The 25,315-nt window shown below is 70.5% G+C and carries 28 protein-coding genes, 1 tRNA gene and 1 pseudogene; 12 read left to right on the top strand and 18 right to left on the bottom strand.

Features of this window, described 5'->3' with window-relative positions; translation table 11 throughout:
* The first annotated feature begins 17 nt into the window (after positions 1–17).
* Positions 18–90, top strand: a tRNA-Arg gene (locus HHX33_RS02055).
* Positions 91–299: 209 nt separating this feature from the next.
* Here HHX33_RS02055 and HHX33_RS02050 read toward each other — a convergent pair.
* Entirely contained in the window at positions 300–1,085 is a 786-nt protein-coding gene (locus tag HHX33_RS02050) for a hypothetical protein (RefSeq protein WP_182873041.1), read from the bottom strand.
* Between the two features lie 165 nt (positions 1,086–1,250).
* Complete coding sequence (locus HHX33_RS37625; RefSeq protein WP_396784043.1) at positions 1,251–1,565, bottom strand: tyrosine-type recombinase/integrase; 315 nt, start codon at positions 1,563–1,565, stop codon at positions 1,251–1,253.
* A 467-nt stretch (positions 1,566–2,032) separates the two neighbouring features.
* Here HHX33_RS37625 and HHX33_RS02040 point away from each other — a divergent pair, with 467 nt between their 5' ends.
* Positions 2,033–2,743, top strand: a complete 711-nt coding sequence (locus tag HHX33_RS02040; protein ID WP_182873040.1) for a class I SAM-dependent methyltransferase — start codon at positions 2,033–2,035, stop codon at positions 2,741–2,743.
* Here HHX33_RS02040 and HHX33_RS37620 read toward each other — a convergent pair.
* A pseudogene (locus HHX33_RS37620) lies at positions 2,655–2,963 on the bottom strand (substrate-binding domain-containing protein); the annotation flags it as partial. The gene HHX33_RS02040 and the pseudogene HHX33_RS37620 overlap by 89 nt on opposite strands.
* Before the next feature lie 63 nt (positions 2,964–3,026).
* Positions 3,027–3,455, bottom strand: a complete 429-nt coding sequence (locus tag HHX33_RS02030; RefSeq protein ID WP_182873038.1) for a hypothetical protein — start codon at positions 3,453–3,455, stop codon at positions 3,027–3,029.
* A gap of 520 nt (positions 3,456–3,975) precedes the next feature.
* Here HHX33_RS02030 and HHX33_RS02025 point away from each other — a divergent pair.
* The 4 genes from HHX33_RS02025 (at position 3,976) to HHX33_RS02010 (ending at position 7,877) form a co-directional block, all read left to right on the top strand.
* Positions 3,976–4,794, top strand: coding sequence for a glycoside hydrolase family 16 protein (locus HHX33_RS02025; RefSeq protein ID WP_182873037.1), 819 nt, complete (start codon positions 3,976–3,978; stop codon positions 4,792–4,794).
* A 303-nt stretch (positions 4,795–5,097) separates the two neighbouring features.
* Positions 5,098–5,937 carry a peptidoglycan-binding protein gene (locus tag HHX33_RS02020; RefSeq protein ID WP_182873036.1) on the top strand — a complete coding sequence of 280 codons (840 nt, stop codon included), beginning with the start codon at positions 5,098–5,100 and terminating at the stop codon, positions 5,935–5,937.
* Between the two features lie 42 nt (positions 5,938–5,979).
* Entirely contained in the window at positions 5,980–6,876 is an 897-nt protein-coding gene (locus HHX33_RS02015) for a peptidase inhibitor family I36 protein (protein WP_182873035.1), read from the top strand.
* 53 nt (positions 6,877–6,929) lie between these two features.
* Positions 6,930–7,877, top strand: coding sequence for a SpoIID/LytB domain-containing protein (locus HHX33_RS02010; RefSeq protein WP_220501377.1), 948 nt, complete (start codon positions 6,930–6,932; stop codon positions 7,875–7,877).
* A gap of 59 nt (positions 7,878–7,936) precedes the next feature.
* On the opposite strand, the gene HHX33_RS02005 is transcribed toward HHX33_RS02010, so the two are convergent.
* Positions 7,937–8,887, bottom strand: a complete 951-nt coding sequence (locus tag HHX33_RS02005) for an NBR1-Ig-like domain-containing protein (RefSeq protein ID WP_259402092.1) — start codon at positions 8,885–8,887, stop codon at positions 7,937–7,939.
* 61 nt (positions 8,888–8,948) lie between these two features.
* A complete protein-coding gene (locus HHX33_RS02000; protein ID WP_220501376.1) occupies positions 8,949–9,605 on the bottom strand; it encodes an NADPH-dependent F420 reductase in 657 nt (218 codons plus the stop codon).
* 91 nt (positions 9,606–9,696) lie between these two features.
* On the opposite strand from HHX33_RS02000, the gene HHX33_RS37010 reads away from it, so the two are divergent.
* Positions 9,697–10,050: a winged helix-turn-helix transcriptional regulator gene (locus tag HHX33_RS37010; protein WP_182873032.1), complete on the top strand. Its 354-nt coding sequence runs from the start codon at positions 9,697–9,699 to the stop codon at positions 10,048–10,050.
* A gap of 11 nt (positions 10,051–10,061) precedes the next feature.
* Here the strand turns inward: HHX33_RS37010 and HHX33_RS01990 are convergent, their stop codons facing one another.
* Positions 10,062–10,649 carry a TetR family transcriptional regulator gene (locus tag HHX33_RS01990; RefSeq protein ID WP_182873031.1) on the bottom strand — a complete coding sequence of 196 codons (588 nt, stop codon included), beginning with the start codon at positions 10,647–10,649 and terminating at the stop codon, positions 10,062–10,064.
* 137 nt (positions 10,650–10,786) lie between these two features.
* On the opposite strand from HHX33_RS01990, the gene HHX33_RS01985 reads away from it, so the two are divergent.
* Together HHX33_RS01985 and HHX33_RS01980 are read left to right on the top strand one after the other, a co-directional pair.
* Positions 10,787–11,680: an aldo/keto reductase gene (locus HHX33_RS01985; protein WP_182873030.1), complete on the top strand. Its 894-nt coding sequence runs from the start codon at positions 10,787–10,789 to the stop codon at positions 11,678–11,680.
* A gap of 10 nt (positions 11,681–11,690) precedes the next feature.
* The gene (locus HHX33_RS01980) at positions 11,691–12,710 is read left to right on the top strand and encodes an NADPH:quinone reductase (RefSeq protein WP_182873029.1); all 1,020 of its coding nucleotides are present in this window, start codon (positions 11,691–11,693) and stop codon (positions 12,708–12,710) included.
* A gap of 28 nt (positions 12,711–12,738) precedes the next feature.
* On the opposite strand, the gene HHX33_RS01975 is transcribed toward HHX33_RS01980, so the two are convergent.
* The 11 genes from HHX33_RS01975 to HHX33_RS01925 all read right to left on the bottom strand — a co-directional run bounded on the left by HHX33_RS01975 (position 12,739) and on the right by HHX33_RS01925 (position 22,148).
* Positions 12,739–13,308, bottom strand: a complete 570-nt coding sequence (locus tag HHX33_RS01975) for a GNAT family N-acetyltransferase (protein WP_182873028.1) — start codon at positions 13,306–13,308, stop codon at positions 12,739–12,741.
* Between the two features lie 124 nt (positions 13,309–13,432).
* Positions 13,433–13,954: a hypothetical protein gene (locus tag HHX33_RS01970; protein ID WP_182873027.1), complete on the bottom strand. Its 522-nt coding sequence runs from the start codon at positions 13,952–13,954 to the stop codon at positions 13,433–13,435.
* Positions 13,951–14,106 carry a hypothetical protein gene (locus tag HHX33_RS01965; RefSeq protein WP_182873026.1) on the bottom strand — a complete coding sequence of 52 codons (156 nt, stop codon included), beginning with the start codon at positions 14,104–14,106 and terminating at the stop codon, positions 13,951–13,953. Before HHX33_RS01965 ends, HHX33_RS01970 begins: the two co-directional genes overlap by 4 nt.
* A gap of 78 nt (positions 14,107–14,184) precedes the next feature.
* Positions 14,185–15,732 (bottom strand): sensor histidine kinase, encoded by a 1,548-nt coding sequence (locus HHX33_RS01960; protein ID WP_182873025.1) that lies wholly within the window; start codon positions 15,730–15,732, stop codon positions 14,185–14,187.
* Positions 15,733–15,735: 3 nt separating this feature from the next.
* Positions 15,736–16,419, bottom strand: a complete 684-nt coding sequence (locus tag HHX33_RS01955) for a response regulator (protein WP_182873302.1) — start codon at positions 16,417–16,419, stop codon at positions 15,736–15,738.
* A gap of 22 nt (positions 16,420–16,441) precedes the next feature.
* Positions 16,442–17,950 (bottom strand): serine hydrolase domain-containing protein, encoded by a 1,509-nt coding sequence (locus HHX33_RS01950; protein WP_182873024.1) that lies wholly within the window; start codon positions 17,948–17,950, stop codon positions 16,442–16,444.
* Between the two features lie 110 nt (positions 17,951–18,060).
* A complete protein-coding gene (locus tag HHX33_RS01945; RefSeq protein ID WP_182873023.1) occupies positions 18,061–18,546 on the bottom strand; it encodes a DUF1992 domain-containing protein in 486 nt (161 codons plus the stop codon).
* Between the two features lie 91 nt (positions 18,547–18,637).
* Positions 18,638–19,096 (bottom strand): hypothetical protein, encoded by a 459-nt coding sequence (locus HHX33_RS01940; protein ID WP_117409234.1) that lies wholly within the window; start codon positions 19,094–19,096, stop codon positions 18,638–18,640.
* Positions 19,097–19,171: 75 nt separating this feature from the next.
* Positions 19,172–20,050: a CDP-alcohol phosphatidyltransferase family protein gene (locus tag HHX33_RS01935; protein WP_182873022.1), complete on the bottom strand. Its 879-nt coding sequence runs from the start codon at positions 20,048–20,050 to the stop codon at positions 19,172–19,174.
* A 329-nt stretch (positions 20,051–20,379) separates the two neighbouring features.
* The gene (locus tag HHX33_RS37005; RefSeq protein ID WP_138459579.1) at positions 20,380–20,994 is read right to left on the bottom strand and encodes a trimeric intracellular cation channel family protein; all 615 of its coding nucleotides are present in this window, start codon (positions 20,992–20,994) and stop codon (positions 20,380–20,382) included.
* A gap of 65 nt (positions 20,995–21,059) precedes the next feature.
* Positions 21,060–22,148, bottom strand: coding sequence for a L,D-transpeptidase (locus HHX33_RS01925; protein ID WP_182873021.1), 1,089 nt, complete (start codon positions 22,146–22,148; stop codon positions 21,060–21,062).
* A 159-nt stretch (positions 22,149–22,307) separates the two neighbouring features.
* Here HHX33_RS01925 and HHX33_RS01920 point away from each other — a divergent pair, with 159 nt between their 5' ends.
* The 3 genes from HHX33_RS01920 (at position 22,308) to HHX33_RS01910 (ending at position 25,218) form a co-directional block, all read left to right on the top strand.
* Positions 22,308–22,922 carry a pentapeptide repeat-containing protein gene (locus tag HHX33_RS01920; RefSeq protein ID WP_182873020.1) on the top strand — a complete coding sequence of 205 codons (615 nt, stop codon included), beginning with the start codon at positions 22,308–22,310 and terminating at the stop codon, positions 22,920–22,922.
* A gap of 84 nt (positions 22,923–23,006) precedes the next feature.
* Complete coding sequence (locus HHX33_RS01915) at positions 23,007–24,437, top strand: aldehyde dehydrogenase family protein (RefSeq protein ID WP_220499367.1); 1,431 nt, start codon at positions 23,007–23,009, stop codon at positions 24,435–24,437.
* Between the two features lie 94 nt (positions 24,438–24,531).
* Positions 24,532–25,218 carry a siderophore-interacting protein gene (locus HHX33_RS01910; RefSeq protein ID WP_182873019.1) on the top strand — a complete coding sequence of 229 codons (687 nt, stop codon included), beginning with the start codon at positions 24,532–24,534 and terminating at the stop codon, positions 25,216–25,218.
* The last annotated feature ends 97 nt before the right edge of the window (positions 25,219–25,315 follow it).

The following is a 25,315-nucleotide window of genomic DNA, read 5'->3' as shown; positions in this document are numbered from 1 at the left end:
AGTGAACAGGCAGCCAGGCGGCCGTAGCTCAATGGATAGAGCATCTGACTACGGATCAGAAGGTTAGGGGTTCGAGTCCTCTCGGCCGCGCCCAGATCAGAGGCCCTTCGGATTTATCCGGAGGGCCTTTTTGATCTCCATACAGCAGTGGAGTACAGCAACCGCCCCACACAGATGTTCTCGCAACTGCTGCGGATCCACAGAGCCGGCCCCGGGCGGAGATGTCCGCACCGGTACCGCGGAGGATGCCCCTGCCGGCCGGGGTCGAGTCGCCCCACGCCATAGGTCGGCGACTTCGCTCAGACGCCGCCGAGATCCTCCCGCAGGCGGCGAACCCAGTCGGCAGGGAAGACCTGTTCAAGCCGCTCCTTGCTGGTCTCCAGAAGCCCCTCCTTCGCCAGCGGGAAGAGCGCGCCGTCCCGTACGGCAGCATGGTCTTCAGGAGCCGGGCATATCAGGACGGCGAGAATCCAGCACGTCCGCTGCAACTCCTCGATCCCCGAGGTGTCGACCATCTTCCTGATGGGCTTCCACGCCATTCGCACGGCAAGAGATACCAGCGCGTCGAGAAGAGGGACGCGACGCTCGGCCTTGCGAGACATGAGGATAGCGTCAGTCGCATATTCAGGTATTCGGTCGAGGGCGTCCGAGAATTTCTTTATGCCATCGGCTATGGCGACGAGAAGATCGCACCAGAAGTGATCGGTGAGTGTCCTTCGGACTTCTCTCGGTTCGCTACCGCCGAACTTGCTGTCCAGCTCACCGACCACAGAGCCAGTGAGGATGTTGCCGACTTCCTGGATGCGTTCGATGGCCCTCGGGTTCTCGGACAGCCAGTCGATGAGATCGACTGTCGCACTGTCCGTAGCGGCTGCCTGTCTACGCTTGGACGCGGCCCGTCGTCCCTGCGGAGGCCGAGTGGCTATCCACTCGGCTTCAATGCGGTCTCGCTCTGCCTGGCGTTCGGCGGCAGACGAGTCACCCGCCAGGTCGAGAGCGTAGGGCCAGCCGTGCTGAACCCCACCGCAAGCGGAACATCGGCACTGATGCCGCTGTGCGCGCTCACAGCTCCGCGGATGCGTCATTCACCCTCCATGGCGTCCAGCGTTGAGGCGAACTCCGGATTGTCGGCGAACCTATTCCTTTAAATCACAGAAAAAAGGACAGAAGAGTTCTCGTGGTCGCTAGGTGGGTGTGTCTCTCGGGTTAGCGTTCCGAACTAAAGGGCCTTATCGGAAAAGGTGATGAGCTTATGATTCGCTCGGGTTATCGAGACTCCGGTTGAGCCGGCCAAGGGCAGCACGGGTCTCCGGGGTCGGAATCTGCGTGTAGACGTCCATGGTCATTGAGATCTGCGAGTGCCTCAGGATGCGCATGGCGACGCGAGGGTGAACGTCGAGCGCGGCCAGGAGCGAGGCGCAGGTGTGTCGGGTGTCGTGGACGCGGATGACGGGCACGCCCGCTCTCCGGCAGTGCGCCGTAAAGGCCCGGTTGAAGTTACGCGGCTCGACCGGCGTGCCGTTCCGTGTGGTGAAGACGAGGTCGGAGTCCCGCCACTTGCCCAGGCCAGGGATGATGTAGAGCCGGACCAGCGGCTCATAGGCGACGTATGTCGGCGGAAACGACAGGTTGCTCGCCGCGGCGGGTTGGCTCGCGATGCGCGTCTGGGAACACGAAGACCCTCAAGACGCTGCCGCAAGGGTCGCCCGCACAGTGAAGGTCCGAAGATCCTCCGACCGTGCCACCTGGGAGCATTAAGCGATCACCCGACGTGCCCACGCCTCCGGCGCGTACAAACCTTCTTGCCACGGGCCATGTCGGTGTCCATCTGCCGCCGGCTGAAGAAGGACGGCGGCGCGGTGCTCCGAGAGGCGAACCAGGTGACAACAGTCGGTGGAGGTGGAGCGGAGTGCGTGTCCAGCAGTCCGTACGCACCGGCGCCTTGGCGATCACCCCCCACCGGTCGGCGACTACCGCGGCCGGGACTTCCCGCGGCCGGCCCGCCCCGCATCCGAGGAAGTACCCTTGGCTGGTGTTCTCGCCTCAAGGCCCGTCGCTGCGTGAACTGGTGGTCCAGGCGCTGTCCTCGGTGGAGCGCGGCTACGACCTGCTCGCCCCGAAGTTCGAACACACGCCTTTTCGCACCCCCGATAGCGTTCTTGACGCAACCGCCGACGCTCTGCGTCCGCTCGGGCCGTTCGGGAAGGGACTGGACGTGTGTTGCGGCACCGGTGCGGGCATGCGGATCCTCAACCCCCTGTGCCAGGGACGGATCACGGGCGTCGACTTCAGCACCGGCATGCTCGCCCAGGCGCGCCGGGCGCACCCGGACGCTGAGTGGGTACAGGCCGACGTTCGAGCCCTGCCCTTCGCCGGGGCGTTCGACCTCGCGGTCAGCTTCGGAGCGCTCGGACACTTCCTGCCCGCCGAACGGCCCTCGCTGTTCGCCGGGGTGTACCGCGCGTTACGGCCTGGCGGGCTCTTCGCCTTCCCGATCGTCGCGCCGCCCCCCATCACGTCGGGCTGGTACTGGGCGCTGCTCGGATTCGACCTGGCCATGCAGGTGCGCAATGCCGTGTGGCGTCCCCCCTTCGTCATGTACTACGGCACCTGCCCGCTGCACGCGGTCCGCAATGACCTGACAGCAGCCGGATTCACCGTGACGACAGTCCCTTTGACGGCCCTTGGCCGACGCGAAGATGGCAGCCCGCGCTGTCGGCTTGTTCTCGCACGCAGAACTTAGGTGTCCAGGTACGGGCGAACTCGATAGAGCAGGTGCAGCACCTGTCGCCCCGGATCACCGAGCGCCCATCACGTGGCTCCAGGAGTGACCACAGTGGAGCCAGTGGTTCCTCGGAGATCTCGTTGGCGCGGAGTACCAGGTCGTAGGGCTCCTGAGCCACCGGAATGAAGTCGAGCCCGAGGGCGCGAGCGGCGGCGAGGATGCCCATGCCGGCATCCGCTTGGCCGCGAGCAGCTCGGCCTTCTCCGTGCTGGACTGGGTGGCCTCGGTGCTTGGGGCTTCGCTACCCGCAGTTGCCAAAGGTCTTGCGGCCACCGGTCGCCTCGGCGAAGTCCAGCCGGGTGTCTCGGGTGCTGCCCCAATACGAGACGCACTTGCCGCGCGCCTTCACCTTGACCGGCCCGGCGTAGTACTTGAATTTGCCCGCGTCGGTCTTCGGCTTGCTGCCCTTCACCGTCAGGGTGGCGGTGGTGTAGGTGGCGGTCCGGTAGAAGGCGGTCTTGATGCTGACCACGCAGTTGTAACCGGTCCTGCGGTTGTACATGAGGTAGACATAGCCGAAGGTGTCACGTCCGGACTTGAGGGGACGGGAGCCGTCCTTCACCCGGGCGAACCCCGCCCCGCAGACGCCCTCGGGGGTGTAGGGGGCGGAGGCCGCGTACGCCGTGTATGCCGGGTTGGCCGCGAGAACGCCGACGGCCAAGGCCGTCACGGCGACGACCTTCGTAACAGACCTAATCACTTGTCTACCCTCCGATGGTGGACCGGGGCGCATGCCACAGCGGATCACCCATCGATCTTGACTTATCCCCTTACTTCCCGGCAATGGGCACTGGGAAAGGCCTGGCCGAAAGGCCGGTGCCCCATATCGCGGCGAGAGCCCAGGCGGCCTCGCACCAGCTCGCCGGGCCCGGGGCGCGCCTCCTCGGCATGCGGCCGGCCGGGGCGGAATTCACCGGTCCGTGGATCTCGCCGGGCCCCGAGGTGTTGGAGGACCTCTTGGGGTGCGCGGGCGACCCAGTGCCTGATCGCCGCGTAACAACGGATTACAGCTGCTCGAAAAGCGGCCAGGGCGAGGGCTCAGTAGGCCATCGCCGTAGACAAGATCTTCCGCATGTCGTCTTCTTCGTCCTGGCGAGTATCCCGTCCGTGGGGAACGGCGTTGGACGCTCGCTGATCGGACGTAGAACGACGAATTCGCTCAGGTGTCCTGGTCGCGCCAGGATTGCCGTATGAGCGAAGCCGTGGACAGAACGCACGCGCCGGACCCGGTGACGAAGGTCGGCTATGTGCTGGAGTTCGAGGACACCTTCGACGGAGACACGCTCGACGAGCATCGCTGGATCCCGCGTTACCTGCCCCAGTGGACGACGCGTGCCGCCTCGGCCGCCCGGCATCGGATGGGCGACGGGTGCCTGCGCCTGCTGATCGAGGAGGATCAGCCGCCGTGGTCGCCCGAGACGGAGGGCCGGATGCGCGTGTCCTCGCTGCAGACGGGCGTGTTCTCCGGACCTGTGGGCAGCGGCGTCGGCCAGCATGGGCGGGGCCGGGCCGTCGTGCGGGAGGCGCAGGACGAGGTGCGGCTCTACACCCCGCACTACGGGCTGATCGAGATGCGCGCCAGGGCCGCCGACGACCCGCGTGCCATGGTCGCACTGTGGATGATCGGCTTCGAGGACGCGCCCGAGCGGTCCGCGGAGATCTGCGTCTGCGAGATCTTCGGGCGTGACGTACGACCGGAGGCAGCGGCCGTCGGTATGGGCGTCCACCCGTTCGGCGACCCCGCGATCACCGACGAGTTCGCGGCCGAGGTCCTCCCCATCGACGTACGCGAGTTCCACGTGTACGCGGCCGAGTGGACTCCGGAGCGGGTGACGTTCTTCGTGGACGGCCGGCACGTCAAGACCGTCCGGCAGTCCCCGGACTATCCGATGCAGCTCATGCTCGGGATCTACGAGTTCCCCGACGCGGAGGGGCCCGAACGGGTAGGGCCGTACCCCAAGGAGTTCGTGGTCGACTATGTGCGGGGCTACCGGCCCGTTGAGCCCTAATGATCAGAAGGTCAGGGGTTCGAGTCCTCTCGGCCGCGCACATCACAGAAGGCCCGTTACCAGGATCACCTGGAAACGGGCCTCAGTGTTCTCCGGGCTCGAAATGGCGTCCGTCGCCGCTCGCTTCGAGGCGCCCGGGCGTCTCGCTCGTCACGTAATCACCTGTCAGGCGGCGCGGACGCCTGTACGGCGAGCCTGTCGAACAGGCTGACAACACGATCTCGTTGTGGACAGCGCGAGCGATCCGGAACCGTGGATCCCGCCGCAGGACTCACCTGCCGGCGCTCGCCACCAGGAGAAACGATGAAGCTGCCGCCATGCGCCGCCGCCCTCGCGGCCCCCCTGCTCGCTTGCCTGACCGGAGCGTCCGGGATGCCGGCGGCACAGGCGGCCGACGTCAGGGCCCTTCCGAGGGTGGACATGGAGGCCACGGTCAAGGCGGCCCAGATCGACCCGCGGCGGTCCGACGACAGGCCGACCCCGGGCGCCAAGGCCGGCGTGCTCCTTGTCGAGCGGGCGCTGCGCGACCGGCACCTGCTCGACGCGAAGTGGGTGGACGGTTACTTCGGCGCAACGACGGTCGTCGCCTTCACGAAGTTCCAGAGGTCGCTCGGCCTCACTGGTCTCGCCGCCAACGGACTTCCGGGAAAGGCGTCGCTCACCAGGCTCGGAGCCGGTCGTTTCACGGTCACCCGCACCATCGGGCCGGGCGCTCGGGTGTCCGTCGGCGTCGTCGTCGACGCCCGCACGCGGCGCATGCTGGCCGAGGCGGAGCGGCTGCTCGGCCGCGACCTCGTGCTGTTGCAGGGGTCGTACAACCGCGGCGGCGACCCCACGTCCGCGGGCACCCACGACGGCGGCGGCGTCGTCGACATCTCGGTCGAGGGGATGGGTTCCGCCACCCGCACCGCCGTCGTCCGCGCGTTGCGACGTGTCGGCTTCGCCGCCTGGGTGCGTAACCCCGATCAAGCTGACTGGCCGTGGCACATCCACGCCGCCGCCATCAACGACACCGACCTCTCCAGCCAGGCCCAGCACCAGATCGGTGACTACTACCTCGGCCTGAACGGGCTCGCCGGCCGTGGCCCGGACGACGGCCCGAAGGTGACCATCCGCACCTGGGAGGAGTACCGGCGCCGCTGACCATCCGAAACCCAGGCTGCACGGACAACGAAGGAGAACACCATGGGAACGCTCAACAGGATCCTCACCACGGCGGCCGCCGCGACGGTGCTCGGCGGGGCGGTGCTGGCCACCGCCTCGCCCGCCTCAGCGGCCACCCGCAACGGGGTGTGCGAGACCGGCGAGTTCTGTTACTACTTCAACAGCGGCACCAAGGGGTCGCTGTCGGACTTCACCGGGTCCGTCCCTGACTACGGCACCCGGCAGCCCTCCTGCTTCGACTTCAAGGGACCCGGCGCAGGTAAGGGCAAGTGCGTCAAGAACGCCGCCGCGTCGGTCTGGAACCGCAGCGGCAAGACCGTCCGCGTCTACTTCAACAGCAGCTACGGCGGCAGCGTCTACCAGGACTTCGCGCCCGGCGCCAAGGGCAACCTCAAGCCCGGCCTGAAGAACCAGAACGCCTCCCACCAGTTCGGCCCGTCGTCATCGGTGCGCGTCAACATGTCGTACGCGCTGTACAAGGCCGGCGGCGGCTATATCAGCTGCGGCTTCGACGGTTACGTCCACACCTCCGGCCGGCACGAGGGCATCGACATCACCCGCAGGGTCGGTTCGGCTGTCCACGCGCTGACGAGTGGTCAGATCATCAACGTCGTGCACGGGCGCAACGGCGGCTCGGGGCTCTCCACGATCGCCGTCTACAACGCCTCGCTGAACAAGACGATCATCTACCTGCACTCCGCTCCGCTGTCCTCGCTGCGGGTGGGCCAGCAGATCTCCCGCGGCCAGGTCATCGCGGAAGAGGCGTGGCACGGGGTGTCGTCCAAGAACAAAGCGCACACCCACGTCGAGATGCGCCCCGGACGGCAGACGCGGGCCGCCAAGAGCGTCGGCGACTCGACTCTGAGCAACCCGAACCCGAACTCGTTCTGGGTCTCCCAGGGCTACAACGTCCGCTAGCGCGCCGCACCCCTGATGAAGCACCGGGACCTCTGATGAGGAGGAAGGCAACTGTGTCTCCACGAAATGCACGGCTGATCTCGCCCCTGGCCGCGACGGCCGCCGCGGCGGTGCTCGGCGGGGCGGTGCTGGCCACCGCCTCGCCCGCCTCGGCGGCCACCCGCAACGGGGTGTGCGAGACCGGCGAGTTCTGTTACTACTTCAACAGCGGCACCAAGGGGTCGCTGTCGGACTTCACCGGGTCCGTCGCCGACTACGGCACCCGGCAGCCCTCCTGCTTCGACTTCAAGGGACCCGGCGCAGGTAAGGGCAAGTGCGTCAAGAACGCCGCCGCGTCGGTCTGGAACCGCAGCGGCAAGACCGTCCGCGTCTACTTCAACAGCAGCTACGGTGGCAGCGTCTACCAGGACTTCGCTCCCGGCGCCAAGGGCAACCTCAAGCCCGGCCTGAAGAACCAGAACGCCTCCCACCGGTTCCTGAGCTCCGCACCGCCGACCGGGTGCAAGACCGACGGCACGCACAGCCGGCTGCCGACGACGATCCTCGTCTACCGGAAATCCCTCGACCGCGTGGACCGGGTGGAGTTCAAGACCTACATCAAGAACGTCCTGCCCAACGAGTGGCGGTCGCACTGGCCGAAGGAGTCCCTCAAGGCCGGGGCGATCGCCGTCAAGAACTTCGGCTGGTACTGGGCGCTGAGGTCGGCGAGCAGGACGCCGAGCGGCCAGTGCTACGACGTCACCGACCACACGTCCAGCCAGATGTACAAGCCCGGCTCCGCGACGGCGGCGACGAACGCCGCGGTGGACGCCACGTGGGGCATCCGGATGACGCGCGACGGGAAGATCTTCAAGGCCCAGTACTGCTCCACGACGACGGCGTGCGGCCATTGGGTCACCGGCGACTGGATGTCGCAGAACGGCTCCCGCGACAAGGCCGAGGCGGGCTGGAGCTACGCCAGGATCCTCAGGTACTACTACAAGGGGATCGTTCTCAGCTGAACCCCCGGAGACCGTCCGCCCCTGTTCCCCGCCGTGCCGCGTACGGCGGGGAACAGGCGTCAGCCGACGATGACCTGGAAGTTGAGCGGCCGGCCTCCGGGGAACGCGACCCGTCCCGAACCCTCCATCATCTTGAACCGCACGTAGCACAGGCCCGGCTTGCTCGGCGTGGTGATCTCGGTCCGGATGTCGACCGTCTCTCCGGGTCGTGTGTCCTTGATCGGTACGTCGGAGACGGTCTGGCATTGATCAGGTCGCTGCGGGAGGTCGAGGCGATGCAACGAATATCCCTTCCACGGCACCGTCCCGGCGTTCTTGAGCCGCCACACCTTGGTCACGGTCTGGCGGGGGCCGACGCGCGTGCAGTCGGTGAGCGTGATGTCCCCGATGAACTTCGCCGAATCACCCTCGTGCGCGGGCGGGCTCCACGGCGGGCTGGTGGCGTGTATCGGGCAGTCGGCCGCCGACAACCCGGAGTTCGACGGGCTCCCGGACGGGTTCGAGCTGTGCCCGTCGGCCCCGGAGCCACGACTGACGGCGACCGCGATGAGGACCGCTGTCACCACACCGACAGCCGCTACCGCGAGCGCGGCCGGGCGGATCCGCCGGGGCCGTCCTCGGTCCTCTGGCGCGGAGGGGACCGGCCGGACGTCGCCCGCGATCTCACCGCCCGGCCGTGAGGTTCGCGACTCGGGAGCGCTGGGCGCGCTATGGCCTTCCGCGACGTCCGCGGCGGAGGCTTCGAGTCCGGCGCCCGCCGATCTGACCGCCAGGTTCGCCCTCTCCCAGCGTTCGCGGTACGCGGCCGGGTCCGCGCCGCACGCCTTGACGAACTCGACGGTGGTCTCCCAACTGGGGAGCCGGTTGCCCTTCGTCGCCTCGTGCAACGTCGTGTGTGAGATCGCCCCCGACCGGCCGGACATTTCTCGGAAAGGTGGGTTGCCGACCGATTTGCGGAGTTCTCGCAGTGCCGCCGCGAAGTCCTCGATCGCCTTCGCCCGTGCAGGCATGTCGTCCACCGGGTGAAGCTAACAGCGCTCACAGTATTCGCTCAAGCTCAGGGAGTCGCGATCACGACCCAGAGGCTCGGAGGAGCGCCGGGTCCACGTCGGGAACGGCGAGCCTCGGGTTGTGGCCCGCTGCGACGACCCTCATCAGGAATCCGGCGGCCTCCTCCAACTGCCGGGCGCTGCCCAGCCCGCCGACCACCGCGGCCCGTCCGCCGAGATCTCCGATCAGTGCCCCGGCGCGGTCGAGGGCTTCCGGCTCGTCGCCGCAGATCGCCACGACCGGCGCCGACTCCCGCGGACCCACGTACGGCCACGAAGCTCCGGCGAACAGGTGGAGCGCCTTCACCACGAGCGCACCGGGAGCCGCCCGAGCCACGAGTGCCGCCGCCGAGCCGGACGCCGGCTTCAGTTCACCGGTCGCGTAGTCGACCGGGTTGGTGCAGTCGATCACGGTCATGCCGGTCAACGCCCCTTTGGGGCCGCCGACGAGGGACACCGCGGCCTCCAGCCCTTCCCAGGCGATCGCGATCACGAGCGCATCGACCCGGGCCGCGAGGCCGGCGGGGTCGGCGGCCTCCGCCGCGGGGCCGATCCGGTCGGCCGCCCTGCGGGCGTGCGCCGGGTCGCGCCCTGCCACCAGCAGCGAATGCCCGGCCGCGGCCCAGGCTCGGCCGAGCGTCACGGCGAGGTTCCCGGTGCCCAAGATCCCCAGATTCACAGCGATCTCCTCTGTCTCGAAGGGGCTTCCCGGGGAACGCTACGAACGAGGCTCCTACCATCTGGTAGGCGACCGATGCGAGACTGGATCAGTGATCGAGGGGTCCTGTCAGACGTTCGTCTCCGACTGCCAGGTACGCGCCGCGGCCGAGCTCATCAGCCACGCCTGGGATCCCGTCGTGCTCTCAGCCCTACGCCTCGGGCCGACGCGACGGAAGGAACTGCTCACGCGTATCGCGGGAGTCAGCGACAAGGTCCTGACCCAGGCCCTGCGACGTCTGCGGGCGCGCGGACTCATCGTGAGAAGCGGTGGCGCCGGCCAGGCAGGCGCGGTCTACCGGCTCTCCCCGCTGGGTGAGTCGTTCGCGAACGGCCCCCTCGCACAACTGGCGCAGTGGGCCGCCGACAACCAGGACGACCTCATCGCCTCGTCGGCGACGTCCTGACCTGACGGCCGTCACCGTGCCCGGATGCCGTCGAGGATGAGCGAGACGACACTCGCGGCCTCCGCCTCGATCTCGGGGGACTGCCACTCCGCGGCGTGCCTCGGATCGAGAAACCGGGTGCTCGCGTTGAAGACGGCTCGCGCGGTCGCCTCCGGATCGCAGGGCGCGAAGTCGCCGCCGGCCACCCCGTCGGCGACGACGGCGCGGATCTGGTCGAGCAGGAACGCGAGATGGGACCGGGACCCGGCGCTGTGCTCCGCCGCCAGCACCCGGAAGGTGGCGAACAGTTCCGGGTCCTCCCTCGCCTTCGCCCATTTGACGGCGAACATGGCGGTGAGCAGGCCGCGTAGCCGGTTGGGCGGGGTCAGTCCGGCGTCCTGAACCGCCGCGACGAGATCGTCTCGCACCCGGTCGAGCCAGCGCCGGATCACGGCCTCGCGCAGCGCCGCCTTGGACGGGAAGTGCCGGTAGACGCTGCCGTGGCTCACCCCCAGCAGCCGCGCGACGTCGAGCACCGTGGTCTTCTCCGGACCGTGGCGGCGCAGCACCTCCTCGGTCGCCGACACGATCGTCTCCGCGTCGAGTGGCTCTCCGCGCATCGGATCTCCCTGTCGAGCTGGTACGAGGCCTCCGGGCCCCGCAGCGGAACGTACGTCAGCGGACTGACGGCCGTCAAACCATGTTCGACAGATGACAACTATTGAAATCTGTCATTTGCTGTTTGTACGGTGTGCTCATGAGCACTCCTACTGCTTCCTTCGCCGGCCGTACCGTGGCCCGGGTGGGCTACGGCGCGGCCCAGCTCGGCCGGTTGGGAGACCACCGCGCCGAGGCCGTCGCGCTGGTGCGCCGGGCGGTCGAGCTGGGCGTGAACCACGTCGACACCGCCGAGTTCTACGGCTTCGGCTTCGCCAACGCGGTGATCCGCGAAGCCGTACGCCCCGAAGACGACGTTGTCGTCGTCACCAAGGTCGGCGCCGACCCCAACCCGGGCGGGCGCCTGCCGTTGCGGATGGCGCAGCGGCCCGAACAACTGCGGGCCAGCGTCGAGGACAACCTGCGGAGCCTCGGCGTCGACCGGCTCCCCGTGGTCAATCTCCGCCGCCTCGACTCCGGCCCGGGGCTGCGTCCCGAGGGCGACCAGGTGGTCGACCTCGACGACCAGCTCGCCGCCATGATCACCCTGCGCGACGAGGGCAAGATCGGGGCGATCGGCCTGGGCAGCGTGACCCTCGACGGCCTGCGCCGCGCGCTGCCGGTCGGCATCGTCTGCGTGCAGAACGCTTACAGCCTCGTCTCCCGGGACGACGAGGACATGCTGCGGCTGTGCGCGGCCGAGGGCATCGCATGGGTGCCGTTCTTCCCGCTCGGCGGGGCCTTTCCGGGTCTGCCCAAGGTCGCCGAGGAACCGGTCGTCCACACCGTGGCCGAGTCGCTGGGGGTCACGCCCGCCCAGGTCGGCCTCGCCTGGCTGCTGCACCACGCCCCGAACGTGCTGCTCATCCCCGGCACCGCCGACCGCGGCCACCTGGAGGCCAACATGGCGGCCGGCGAGATCGCCTTCGACGCCGCCGCCCTTGCCGTCCTCGACGCGGTCGAGTCCCGCTCCAGCGAACTTTCGCTCGGCTAGGGGAGGGATCATGAAGGCGATCGTCTACCGCGACAACGGCGGCCCCGGCGTACTCCGGCTCGTCGAGCGTGACCTGCCCGCGCCCGGCCGCGGCGAGGTTCGCGTCCGGGTCGCCGTGTCCGGGGTCAACCCGGCCGACCTGCAGGCCCGCTCCGGCGTCACCGGCCCCAAGCGCTTCCCGGAGGTCACTCCGCACCTGGACGGCGCCGGCGTGATCGACGCCGTCGGAGAGGAGGTCGACCGGAGCCGGATCGGTCAGCGGGTCTGGCTGTTCATGGCCGCCGCGGGGCGGCCCACCGGCACCGCCGCCGAGTTCACCGTCGTGCCCGCCGGCCAGGCCGTCCCGCTGCCCGACGAGGCCGGTTTCGACGTCGGCGCCGCGCTCGGCGTCCCCGCGCTCACCGCTCACCGCGCGCTCACCGTCGCCGAGGACGGACCGCGCCGCCTGCGGCCGGGTGCGCTCGACGGCAGGGTGGTGCTCGCCGCGGGCGGGGCCGGAGCGGTCGGGCACGCGGTGATCCAGCTCGCCCGATGGGCCGGCGCCACCGTGATCAGCACGATCAGCGGCCCGGAGAAGGCCCGGCTGGCCACCGCGGCCGGCGCCCACCACGTGGTCGACTACCGTGGGGGCGACCCGGCCGCCGAGATCCGTACGATCGCCCCGGACGGCGTCGACATCGTCGCCGAGGTGGCGCTCGGCGCGAACCTCGCGCTGGACCTCGCCGTGCTGCGCGCGCGAGGCACGATCTCGACGTACGCCAACGAAGGTGGCAGACCGGTCGAACTGAACGTGCCGCAGAACATGGTGCTGAACACACGCCTGCAGTTCCTGGTGCTCTACACGGCCGGTGCCGCGGCGCGCGCCGCGGCCGCCGAGGACGTCGCCGCCGCGGTCCGCGACGGCGCCCTGCCGGTCGGCGAGGAACACGGCCTGCCGCTGGTCCGCTTCCCGCTCGACCGCACCGCCGACGCGCACCGGGCGGTGGAGCACGGCGTGGTCGGCAAGGTCCTGGTCGACGTCACCCGATGAACCACACGCGGGACGGTGCCCGTCAATCTCACTGAGAAGAATCCTGAGGAGCGCGCCTGACGTGCACGTGTCCCCCGCTGGGGAACGGCGGGCGAGCCGGGACGACCTCTTCCAGGACGTAGCCGCACTTCTGCGCCACGCGGCACGACGCGTGGTTGTCCACCAGGTGGAGCAGTCTGAGGAAGTCCAGGCCCTGCCTGGCGAACCTGTCGAAAGCCCAGGTGGTGAGCGACTGGAGAGCCCGGCCGGCGATGCCCCGGCCGCGTGCTTCGCGGGTGGTCCAATAACCGACCTCGGCGGAGTCTCCACCAGCGACGATACCTTTCACCACCACGTTGCCCACGAGACGAGAGCGGCCACGCCCAGGCTCCGGCTCCACGACGGCGAAGCTCAGCCGGTCACCGTCATGCCAGCCTTTCCATTGGAGCTCGATCCACCGCCGGGCGTCCTGCTCGTCGTCGACGTGGAACCTGGTCCAGCGGCGCATGACGGGGTCACGGTAGGCGTCGATCAGTTCAGGGATGTCCTCTTCCGTCCAGAGCCGGAGCAGCAGAGAGGAGCCCTCTTCGTCCGGAGGACTGTGGAGTACGACGGTCATGCGTTGAGGTCGGCGACGTCGTCGAACCGGTCGTCCATGTGAATCTCCTCCGAGAACGATACGGTGATCATCGCATTCCCTCACGACGGACGACCGGGGCATCCGGACGATCAGGAGGAGTCCTTCACGCAGTCGTCGCCCCGCATGCGGGGACCGGGTACGTCGGGACGACTGTGCTGCCGATCGCACAGGGAAAGTCCGCTGTGAGGCAGCCGTCGATGGTCTCGATCGCGTCCTTACGGCGTCCCCCCTCCGCGGTCCGCTCGCCGCCGGTACGCACCGTGCCCTCCCAGATGCGGCCGACCAGACTCGGCGACGCGGGGACCAGGCGCAGCGAGACGTTCAGCCCGAGGCCGCGAAGCTGTTCCTGGTACACCTCGGGATCGGCGTAGAGGTCCCTCACCATGACGACGTAGAAGCCGTTCTCCTGCCTGATGTCGAGCGCGGCGGCGGCCGGGCCCGCGCCCAGGCCGAGTAACCCCGGCCCGGCCAGGCCGAGCGCGGCGACGAGAGCGGCCACGACGGACAGGCCCCAGCGCCTCCACCGGCGCGGGTGCCCGGGCCCCGGCTCGGCCCCGGCGGTCTCGGGCTCCTCCACCGCGTGTGACGTGATCTCCTCGAACAGTTCCCGGGCGCCCCTGGTCATCCCCGGGCCCGGCGCGGGGGCGGTTCCCGCGAGCAGATGGTCGATGTCGCGTCGTCGGGCGAGCCGGTGCGCCGCCACACGTAGGTCAGGAGGTCGGAGTAGTGCGCCTCGTAGATCTCCTCGAAAAGCCTTCTGCGTTCCGGGGGGCCCATGCGGCCGTCCTTCCTGTGGGAGGTCGTCGGCCCCGCACATGTCCGGCTCACCCGGACGCGTTTCAGGCTTTTTCCGGCTCAGGGCACCACGGCCTTCGAGACCAGCCGGTCTTCGCGGAAGCACAGCCGGTAGGCGAGCCGGTCGGCGTTCTTCACCGTGTAGTACAGGCAGTCCTGTCCCTCGGGCGGGACCGGCGCTCCGTCCGGCGGCCCGTCCCTGGTGAACACGGGAAGCCCGGACCGCACGTCGTCACGCGGCGCACCCAGGCGCAGCCCTTCGTACGTCTCCCGGTCGAGGACCGAGAGGGACGAGCCGACGAAGCCGAGAGGGATCATGATCAGGGCGATCACGGCGAGCACCGCCACGGGCACCCCGGCCGCCTCCACCAGCCGCCGCCGCACCCGCCGCCGGGCGAGGGCCAGCTCCCCGGCGGCGGCGTGGGTGCCCGCACGCCCCTCCTCGGACTCCGGAACCAGGGGGTTCCCGTCACGTCCGGCGATCGGAACTTCGGCGCGGACCTCGAAACCGCCCGCCGGGGTCGGACCGCTGCGCAGGGTCCCGCCCGCGAACCGGACCCGCTCGTCGAGCCCCACCAGCCCGGACCCTCCCGGCCCGGCCCCGGGCGGCACCCGTCCGGGCGCGCTCACCGCCGGGGCGGCGTCGTTCACCACGCGCACCCCGAACGCGGTCTCGTCCCGTACGAGCCGGACGCGCACCGTCGCGCCAGGGGCGTGCCTGGCGGCGTTCGTCAGGGCTTCCTGGAGCACGCGGCGGACGGCGAGCGCCGCCATCGGGGGCAGGCCGTCGGTGTCGCTCGTCTGCTCGACGACGACCGGGATGCCCGAGTCGCGGGCGCGCTCGACGAGGCCCTCCACGCTCTCCTCCCGGGGTGGCACGAGGGAGTCGTCCTCCCGCAGCACGCCGATGATCTCCCGGAGCCGGTGGGTGGCCTCCGCCGCGGCCTCCCGCAGCTCCCGTACGGCGTCGCGCTGCCGCGCGTCGAGCGCGGGATCCAGTTCGAGGACCCCGGCGCGCACCGCGAGGAGCGTCAGGTCGTGCCCGAGGGAGTCGTGCATGTCTCCGGCGATGCGGGCTCTCTCCCGGGTCCGGGCGCGGTCCGCGACGGCCCGCTGTTCACGCTCCATCCGGTCGGCGAGGCGCCAGCCCGTGTCCACCAGTTCGGCGTACTGGCGATGCCAGCGGCCGGCCAGCCACGGCAGCACCACCGCGAGCAGCAACGTGAGGAGCTGGGTGGGCCAGCCCCACAGGTCACGCAGGACGAAGGCGGACAACGGCAGCCCGGAGAGGGCGACGGCGGCGAAGAACCACAGGGCCGCGCGCCCGCTCTCGGCCCGGCGCCCGGCCAGGTAACCGAACAGCGCCAGCGCCGCCCACGTCCAGTACAGAGGAGTCAGCATCCGCGCGTCCAGCGCCAGCGTCAGCGCCACCGGTACGGCGAGCGCGGTCAGCGGCCGGGCGCGTCCCAGCGCGGTCGCGACGGCGAACGACGGGACACCCGCGATCAGCGGTGTCAGGGTCCGCCCGTCGGGGTCCAGCGCCGCCGCGGCCGGTGGCACGCACACCGCCGCCCACAGCGCGAGGTCCTGGAGTCGGGGCGTCCGCACGGCTCAGGGCCTCCGATCGGCCGGCGCGCCGGGTGCGGCGGGCACGAGACCCGCCTCGTACGCCAGGATCGCGGCCTGGACCCGGTTCCTCAGGCCGAGGCGGGTGAGGATCTGGCTGACGTATCCCTTGACCGTCCCCTCGACGAGGTGCAGCCGCCGGGCGATCTCGGCGTTGGACAGCGCGGCCCCGACCAGCGCGAGCACCTCGCGCTCCCGCTCGGTCAGCTCGTCCAGGCGGTCGCGGGCGGTCCCCGGCGCGCCGTGGGGGCGCGTACGGAGGCGGGCGATCACCTGGCGGGTGACGGCAGGGGAGAGGTACGCGCCGCCGGCGGCCACGGCACGGACCCCCGCGATGAGTTCCCGGGGATCGCCCGACTTGAGCAGGAAACCGGAGGCCCCGGAGCCGAGCGCGCTCGTCACGTACTCGTCCTCGTTGAACGTCGTGAGCATCACGACCGCGATCTCGGGGAGGACACGCCGCAGCTCGGCGGCCGCTCCGAGCCCGTCGAGCCGCGGCATCCGCACGTCGAGAAGGCAGATGTCCGGGCGGTGCCGCAGGGCGAGGTCCACGGCCTCGCGCCCGTCGGCCGCCTCGGCGGTCACGTCGATGTCGCCGGCCGTGCCGAGGATGCTCCTGATGCCGGCCCGGATCAGCGCCTCGTCGTCCGCCAGCAGGACCCGGATCATGTCTGACCTCATGTCGGGGACGCTACCGAAGCGCGCGGCGGGCGAGCACGGTGCGGGTGAGCACGGTGCGGGTGACGCGGGCGGCCACGACGGCGACGGCGGCCAGCGCCCCGGTGGCGGCCCAGACGTACAGCGCGGGCCAGACATACGTCAGCTGGTCCAGCGTGCCCACCCGGTTCAGCAACAGCCCGGCCAGGTCCGCGAGCCCGAGATAGAGCGCGAGAGGCAGCGCGTACGGGACCAGCCGCGCGGCCGGCCGCCATGCGGGCCCGCCCGTACGGCGACGCGCCCAGCCGCCGGAGCGCAGCACCCCCGCCACACCGAGCGCGAGGTTGAGCAGCGACAGGGCGGCCAGCCAGTAGTCCGCCGACATCGTGAAGGGCGCCGTGTCCGTGTCCGGCCTGCCCTCGATCATCCCGGTGACGCCGTCGCTGATGATCAACGCGTCGTCCCCGGAGACCATGCCGGTGTTCGTGACGACGGCGATGCCGTACCCGCTCGCGGGCAGGATCGTCTGCGCCGAGTTGTGCGTCAGCAGCCAGCCGGTGTGCCGCAGCATCGGGGCTCCCCCGCCGGTCCGGCCGGCCGACCAGCCCATGCCGTACGTGCTGCCGCCCACGCCCGAGGGGGCCTGGGCCGTCCTGACGGTGCCCGGCGGGAGGACGTGACCCGCGCCGTCCTGCGTGATCAGCCATCTGGCCATGTCGTTGGCGGTGCTGACGACTCCGTAGGAGCCGTTGACGAACCACTTCGGATGCGTACGCCCGATCAGCCGGCCGTACGCCCGGACGTACCCGGCGCCCGCGCCGGGGAACTCCTTCGTCGTGTTCACCGTCCGGGTGGACGTCATGCCGAGCGGGGTGAGCACCGCGGCGGCCAGGTAGTCGGCGAACGGCTTCCCGGACACCACCTCGGCCAGCCGCGCGGCGACCGCGTAGTTGGGGTTGTGATAGATCATCCGGGTGCCCGGCGTCGCGGCGAGCGGGGCGTTCCTGAGCATCGCGACGGCGCTTTCAAGGTCGTCCGGCGCGGGGAGCGTCAGTTCGGGAAAGGTCCGGTCGCTCATGCCCGAGGTCTGCTGGAGCAGTTGCCGCACGGTGATCGCACCGGCCCGGGGATCGGCCATCGTGAAGTCCGGCAGGTACCGCCGCACCGGGGCGTCCAGGTCGATCCTGCCCTCGTCGGCGAGGCGGAGCACCGCCAGGGCGGTGAACGACTTGGAGATCGAGGCGAGCGGCATCGGCGTGTCCGCGGTGATCGCCTCGCCGCCCGCCGTGTGCCCGTGCCCGTGCCCGTGCCCGGCGGCGTACAGCACCCGATCGCCGCGGACGACCGTCACCATCGCGCCGGGCAGGCCGGTCCGCCGCATGTACGACCGCACGTACCGGTCGATCGCCGCCGGTGTCACCTCGCCCGGCCGCTCGGCGACGGCTCCCGCCGCGGTGCTCGCCGCCGCCGCTGTCCCCAGCGCCGTCCCCGCCGTCAGTGTCGCCAGCAGGCCGGCGACCGCGACGATTCTCCGTGTCCGCACCGTCTTCTCCCCGATATCTCACGTGTACGCAGGTCACGTACGGTAGGAGCCCTCAAGGGGGCGGCACAGCGGACGATCGGAAGGTCTCTCACCCGACTTTCGTCAGGTGTTCAATGGCGCCACAGGCGGCGGAGGAAGGAGCGCCTGGCCGGGGCGGGCGGGGGAGCGGGTTCCGTCTCGGCGGCCCGATCGGCGACCGGGCGGGCGGCCCGCCATTCGGCGGCGACCTCGTCCACGTCGATGAGCGGCTGCACGACCGGTGGGCCCGACAGGGGCCTGCGGTAGCTCTGGCGGATCCTGTCGTTCATCTCCCCGGCGATCCGGCGCGCCTCGGTCTCGGTCCGCGCGCCCAGCGCCGCCGCCCTGGCCTCCTCGGCCTCCTTGCGCAGCGCCAGCGTCTCCGGCAGCGGGAACGACAGGTTCTCCGCCCGCATCTTCTGCTTGATCCACCACATCTCGTCGTACGGCTCGCCCGCGCCGGGGATGGGCTTGCCGGCGCCGGGCAGGTTGTCGAACTCCCCGCGCTCGGCGGCCTCGCGGATCTGCCGGTCGATCCACGACTCGAAGCTCGTCCCGAGGGGTCTGCGGTCCGTCACGGCCTCACCTCGCACGGTCTCGCACGGTACGGTCGGCATCCTCCCCGCAGGATAACCGGCGCTCCGCCGGTCGCCCGCGCCGCCGTTCGCCTCACGGCATCGTCTCGTGGCCGGGCTGCCCGGGGGTGCGGCGCTGCTGTTTGAGCTCCGCCTCGAAGAGATGGCGGCGGCCGCCGGCCAGCTCGTCACGCGCCTGCCGCTCCAGCTCCTGGAAGAGCGTGTAGTAGCCGTCGTCGTACTCCTCCACGATCTGGAAGGTCCAGCGCCCCTGGAGGACGTTGCGGCCGATGAGCTCGCGTTCGATCCGGTCGGCCCACTTGTCGTGCCCGGCCTGGCGCAGCAGCCGTACGGCGTCGTCCAGCTCGAAGTCCGCCGTGCCGGTGAGCTGGTGGAAGGCGTACAGGTGGCCCCTGGCGCGGTGGATCGTCTCCAGCGCCTTGCTGAGCCTGCCCAGCGCGTCGACGGTGACGTCGTCGAGACCGGGTGGCCGGCGGTGGCCCGGATCGGGCCGGGCAGGGAGGTCCTCACGGGATTCGTCGCGTTCGGTCATGTCCCCACCGCTACCCGCCGCGCCCGCCTCTCTACCGGCGTCTCTATCGGCGTCTCTGCCGGTCACGACGCGGCGTCATCCGGAGGCGCGGATCACGGCGAGCACGCGGGACAGGTCGCGTGACGACAGCAGGAGCTTGTACATGATCGCGGCCTCGAACAGCAGCAGCAGGGCCGCCGCGCCGATGGTCACCGGTACGATCGCGCCCGTCATGGGCCCGACGATGAACACCGCCATCTGGAACTCGATGCCGCTCATCAGATGGGTACGGACCCGGTGCGCGCGAAGCCACTCACGCAGCCGCGGATACCAGGAGAAACGGGTGCGGAACTCCTCCTGCAGGTCCACGGCCGCGGCCAGGCGGACCCTGATCTCGTCCGGGTCGTCCTCGGGGTCCTCGCGCAGCAGCGCCCGCGGAAGGGGCGCGGGGCCGCCGGACGACTCGCAGTAGGCCCTCCGCACTCTGCGCCGCATCTCCCGGCGGACCTTCGCGATCTGCAGGGCGTCGACGTAGCGGAGCATGTCGAGGAACACCACCGTGATGCCCAGCAGCGGGTAGACGTCCTCGCCGGTCACGCGGTACTGCCCCCACACCAGCGCGACGGTGCAGGTCAGCACCCTGATGCGGTCGAAGACGTAGTCGAGCCAGCCGCCGAGGACGGTGCCCGTCCCCTTGAGCCGGGCGATCTTCCCGTCCATGCAGTCGAGGACGAAGCTCAGGTGGTAGAGCACGGCCCCCGCGACCAGCCACGGCCACTCCGCCCGCAGGAAGCACCAGGCCGACCCGAGGCCGAGGGCGAACGCGCCCCAGGTGATCTGGTTGGGGGTGACGGACGTGCGGTTGGCGGTTCCGACGACCAGCCGGCCGGCCAGGGGATCCACCAGGAACACGGTCCACCAGGCGTCTCGCGCCTTGTACGTCTGCGAGCGTACGTCTTGGAATGTGAACGTCATTTCGGGGGGCTTTCTGGTTGTCCGGCAAGTCGCGGGAGAAATGTCAGCAATCGTCGTCCAGGCCGAGCGCGTGCGAGTCGTCGCCCGGACGCGGGTCGCCGGCGCCGAGCAGGGCGGCCGTCGGCAGGAGAAGAGTCCTGAGCATGTCCATGCCCTCAGGTCGGCATTTCTTCGGAATTCCTTCGGTGTTCTTTTTCCCGCGACTCATCAAAGCACCCGTCGGCCGCCTTCCGCGACTTTTTCCCGGGGTGCCCGGGCATGCGAAATCACTTAATAGTGATAAATCTGGATTTAAGCGGCCGGGCGCGTGAGGCCGGCGTCAGGGCGGCTCAGACCGGTCCGCCGACGCCCCGGGCGAGGGGAGCGCGCCAGCCGTACCGCATGGCGAGGATGCGGAGCGCGAAGGCGAGCACGGCCGAGGAGAGGGTGGCGGCGAATCCGCGGATGTCCAGCGCGTACAGGACGGCCATCGCCGTCGAGCCGAGCATCGCAGGCACGGCGTAGAGCTGGCGGTCGTAGAGCAGGGTCGGCATCTCGCCGGACAGGACGTCGCGGATGACACCGCCGCCGACCGCGGTGCAGACGCCGAGCAGCACGGCGTGCAGCGGCGAGAGGCCGTACGCCAGCGCCTTGGCGGTGCCGACCGCGCAGAACAGGCCGAGGCCCGCCGCGTCGAAGACCAGCACGCCGGGCATCGCCCGCTCGACCTGCGGATGCCAGAAGAAGGCGATGGCGGTGGCCGCGATCGGCACGAGGAGATATCCGGTGTCCCGGAAGGCGGCGGGCTGCACGCCGATGAACAGGTCACGCGTGATCCCGCCGCCGACGGCGGTGAAGAACGCCAGCACCGCCATGCCGACCACGTCGAGCCGTTTGCGTACGCCCTGCAGCGCGCCGGAAAGGGCGAAGACGAAGATTCCGGCGAGGTCGAGGGCGGGAGTCACAGGTGTGGAGTCTCCCACACGGCTCTCACGCGGCTCTCAGTGGCCGACAGGCCACCTGGGGTGCGTCACCCCTCCAGGCCGCCCGAGGTCGGGGAGGGGGACGCGGAGGGGGCCGGGGAACCGGCCGGCAGGGCGCTGCCGCGCTTCCACTGGGTCCAGTTCAGCTGCCAGTAGCTCCAGCCGTTGCGCCAGTCGAGCTTGCGCTTGGTGCCGGTGACCTGGACGACGTCGCCGCGCTGGCTGATGCCGTAGAACCACTTGGCCCCGGCGGGGGTGGCCCGCACGCAGCCGTGGCTCTGGTTCGACTTGCCGAGGAACTGGTAGTCGCCCGCGCTCTGGTGGACGTACTCGCCGCTGTCGGAGATCCGGACCGCCCAGGGGATCTCCAGCTTGTAGTAGAGCGGGTCCTTCGGGTCGGTGACGCCGAGCCAGGACGAGGTCATCGTCTCGACCCGCTTCTTGCCCATGGCCAGGTGGACGCCGCTGGTCGTCAGGTAGACGTCCACGCCGTTCTTGACCAGGCCGCCGCGGCCCGCGCTGATCGGGATCGTCTTGGCGAGCTTGCCGTCGCGGCGGACCTTCATCACGTGCTTCTTCGTGTCGACGACCGCGATGTTGGCGGTGCCGACCGCGAAGCGGCGCGAGACGTCCTTGGCGGCCTCGTTGCCGGGGATCCGGCTCAGCAGGGCCTTGAAGAGCACCTTCTGGTGCGGCTTCCAGTACGTCTTGGTCCGGTAGACGACCTTGCGGTCGGAGACCCAGCGCCACGCGCCCTCGACCGGCTTCTCGGCCTGGACCAGCAGCACGGACTCCGCGGCCGCCCGGTCGCGTACGGCCCGGTCGAAGGTGACGATGATCGGGAACCCGACGCCGACCCGCTCGACCTTCTCGCCCATCGGCGTGATGTCGGCGATGCCCAGCTTCGGCTTGCCCGCCCTGCGCGCCGTCCTGGACGCCGCGTGCGGCGCGAGCCCGGCGGCGGTTCCGGTGGCTTCGGTGGCCTGCGCGGCCGGAGTCCGTGTGGCCGCGGTCTGTGTGGCCGCGGTCTGTGCTGCTTCGGTCTGTGGGGCTGTGCCTTCCGCCGAGCAGGCCGTTGCGACGGCGATGGCGGCGACGGTCAGTGTGACGTGGGCCGCCCGCCGGAGGATGTTCACGGTCTACTCCTCAAAGAGGGTTTCACTGCGATTTGCACTCTCTTGGAACGTATGAAAAGCCGGGTTTGTGCGTCCGAGACCATAACGATCAAGTAACTGTCGGGACCGGGCGATACGGTCGGCGCATGTGTTGTCAGAGGGGCCGCAGTGGGGGCCGCAGTGGTTGAGCGCGCGTACGGCAGACAGGCTCCGCCCACGGAGAGCACGGTCGAGTCCGAGGACTGGGACAGCCGGGACCTGTCGGGGGAGAGCCACCGCAGGGTGGAGTTCACCGACGTCGACATGACCGAGGCGTCGAGCCGGGGCGCTGAGTTCTTCGAGTGCGTCTTCCGGGACGTGCGGTTCAACGTGTCCACGCACACCGACTCGGCATTCGTGAGCTGCACGTTCGTCCGGTGCTCGTTCTTCGACGCCACCTTCACGGGGTGCAAGCTCGTCGGCAGCGTCTTCGAGCGCTGCGGCCACGACCTCATGAAGGTGGAGGGCGGCGACTGGTCGCTGACCGCCCTGCCGGGCGCGGACCTGCGCCGCGCGTCCCTGACCGGCGTGCGGATGCGCGAGGCCGACCTGACCGGAGCCAACTGCGCCGGGGCGACGATCCGCGGGGTGGACCTGTCCGGCGCGTGGCTGCACCGGGCCGACTTCTCCCGCTGCGACCTGCGCGGCAGCGACCTGTCCGCGCTCGATCCGCGCACGGCCGAGATCGCGGGCGCCATCGTCGACCCGCATCAGGCGATCGTCGTCGCCACGTCGCTCGGCCTGGAGGTGCGCTGACGGGAAGTCCGGGAACCGTGGTGATAACCGTACGCACCGGGGGGTAGAGCGACCACGTCGCACGAGTCACGGGAGGAGACCGGGGTGCGGGACAGGGATCGCTGGGTGCTGACCGACGGGGAGTGGACGGCGAGCGCGAGCGAACGTGACCGCACGGTCGCCGACCCCGCGACCGGGGAGCCGCTGGGCGACTTCCCCGCAGGCTGCGCCGAGGACGTGGAGCGCGCCGTCGACTCGGCCCGCCGCGCCCAGGCGGCCTGGGCCCGTACGGCGCCCGCCGAACGGGCGGCGTGCCTGCACCGGATCGCCGACCGGATCGAGGCCCGCGCGGACGAGCTCGCCGAACTGGTGACCAGGGAGATGGGCAAGCCGATCGGCGACAGCCGCGGCGGCGTGGCGGCCGGCGCCGGCACGCTCAGGCAGTACGCCGAGCTGGGGCCGCTGCACCGGGGGCGCAGCCTGCAGGGCGGCTGGGACGCCACCGACCTCATGGTGCACGAGCCGCGCGGCGTCGTGGCGGTGATCACGCCGTGGAACGACCCGGTGGCCATCGCCTGCGGGCTCGTCGGGGCGGCCGTCGTGACCGGCAACACCGTCGTCCACAAGCCGTCCGAGCGCACGCCCCACACGGGGGCGCTGCTCGCCGGGCTGATGGCGGAGGAGCTGCCGCCGGGCGTGCTGACCATGGTGCCGGGCGACCGGCACGCGGGGGAGGCGCTGGCCGCGCATCCGGGGATCGACCTCGTCGCGCACGTCGGCTCGACCGCCGCGGGCCGCGCCATCGCCGCGGTCGCCGCGCGCACCGGCGCGAAGACCCTGCTGGAGAACGGCGGCAAGGACCCGCTGATCGTGGACGCCGGAGTGGACGCGAAGTGGGCGGCGGGACAGGCCGCGACCGGCTGCTTCGCCAACGCCGGGCAGATCTGCACCTCGGCCGAGCGCGTCTACGTCCACCGGGACGTCGCCGAGGAGTTCCTCGCGGCACTCGTGCAGCGGGCCGAGGAGCTGCGCATGGGCCCCGGCCTGAACGAGGAGACCACCCTCGGGCCGCTGGTCGACCGGGCGCAGCGCGACATCGTGGACCGGCACGTGCGCGGCGCGATCGAGGCCGGTGCGCGGCTGCTGACCGGCGGGTACGTCCCCGAGGGTCCCGGGGCCTTCTATCCGCCGACCGTCCTGGCCGACTGCACCGAGAACATGGACGTCATGTGGGAGGAGACGTTCGGCCCGGTCGCGGCGGTGCGGGTGGCCGGGTCGTTCGACGAGGCGCTGGAGCTGGCCCGCGAGTCGCGGTACGGCCTCGCCGCCACGGTCCTGACGCCGTCGATGGCCAACGCCCAGCGGGCCTGGCGGGAGCTGCCGGTGGGCACCGTGAAGATCAACGCCGTGTTCGGCGGGGCGCCGGGCGGCGCCGCGCAGCCGCTGCGCGGCAGCGGGCACGGTTTCGGCTACGGCCCCGAGCTGCTCGACGAGATGACCCACACCAAGGTCGTCCATCTCAGCCCACTGGCCTGAGCTGCCGGTGGGCCGGCGACGCCTGCCCGCTTGACTTCAGGTGCACCTCAACCGGCACTGTTGACCCCATGAACTCAAGTCGGGAGGCCGCGCCATGAGCCTCTTCCTGCACGGCACCGTCGCGGAGATCGAGCAGGTCGCCGAGCGCATGCGCCGCGTTCGCATCGCCGGGCCCGGCCTGCGCGGCCTCACCTGGAAACCGGGCAACCACATCCGGGTATGGGTGGGCGACCCGCGCTCGCCGCGCTCGTGGCTGCGTGGGCTGCTGCGCACCTACTCGATCTGGCAGTACTCGCCCGACGGGCATCTCGACCTGTGCGTCCTCGACCACCCCTCGGCGGGGCCGGGAGCGCTGTGGTCGAGGGAGGTGCGCGTCGCCGATCCGGTCGCGTTCCTCGCCCCGCAGGGCAGGTTCGTCGTGCGCGCGGACGCGCCGTACCACCTCTTCGCCGGAGACGAGACCGCGGCCGGCGCGTTCGGGGCGATGCTGCGCGCCCTGCCTCCGGCCGCGACCGTGTACGGCGCGATCTCCGCGGAGAGCCCCGGGGACCGTCTTCCCCTGGAGCGGGCCGACCGCCTCGGCTGGTCCTACCGGCCGGCCGATCTCGTCGGCGCGATCCGCTCGCTGGACCTCCCCGCCACGCCGGGCGTCGCCTACCTGGCCGGGCAGGTCCGTGACTGCCAGGCGGTGCGCGACCATCTCGTCCGGGAACGCGGCTGGTCGCGCGGAGACATCGTGATGAAGCCCTTCTGGGCTCCCGGACGGCGGGGCATGGACTGACGGATATGGATTGACGGGCACGGACTGGCGGGCTCGCCAGGCTTGACCCGACATTGGGCGTGGGCGGCGTGATCGGCGCGGACGCGCTGCCTACCGT

Origin of the sequence: Microbispora sp. H10670, from assembly GCF_014161385.1 — a bacterium.
GTDB classification, from domain to species: Bacteria; Actinomycetota; Actinomycetes; order Streptosporangiales; family Streptosporangiaceae; genus Microbispora; species Microbispora triticiradicis.
Note: the sequence above shows the minus strand (reverse complement) of the source record. Positions and strands in the feature narration are given on the sequence as shown.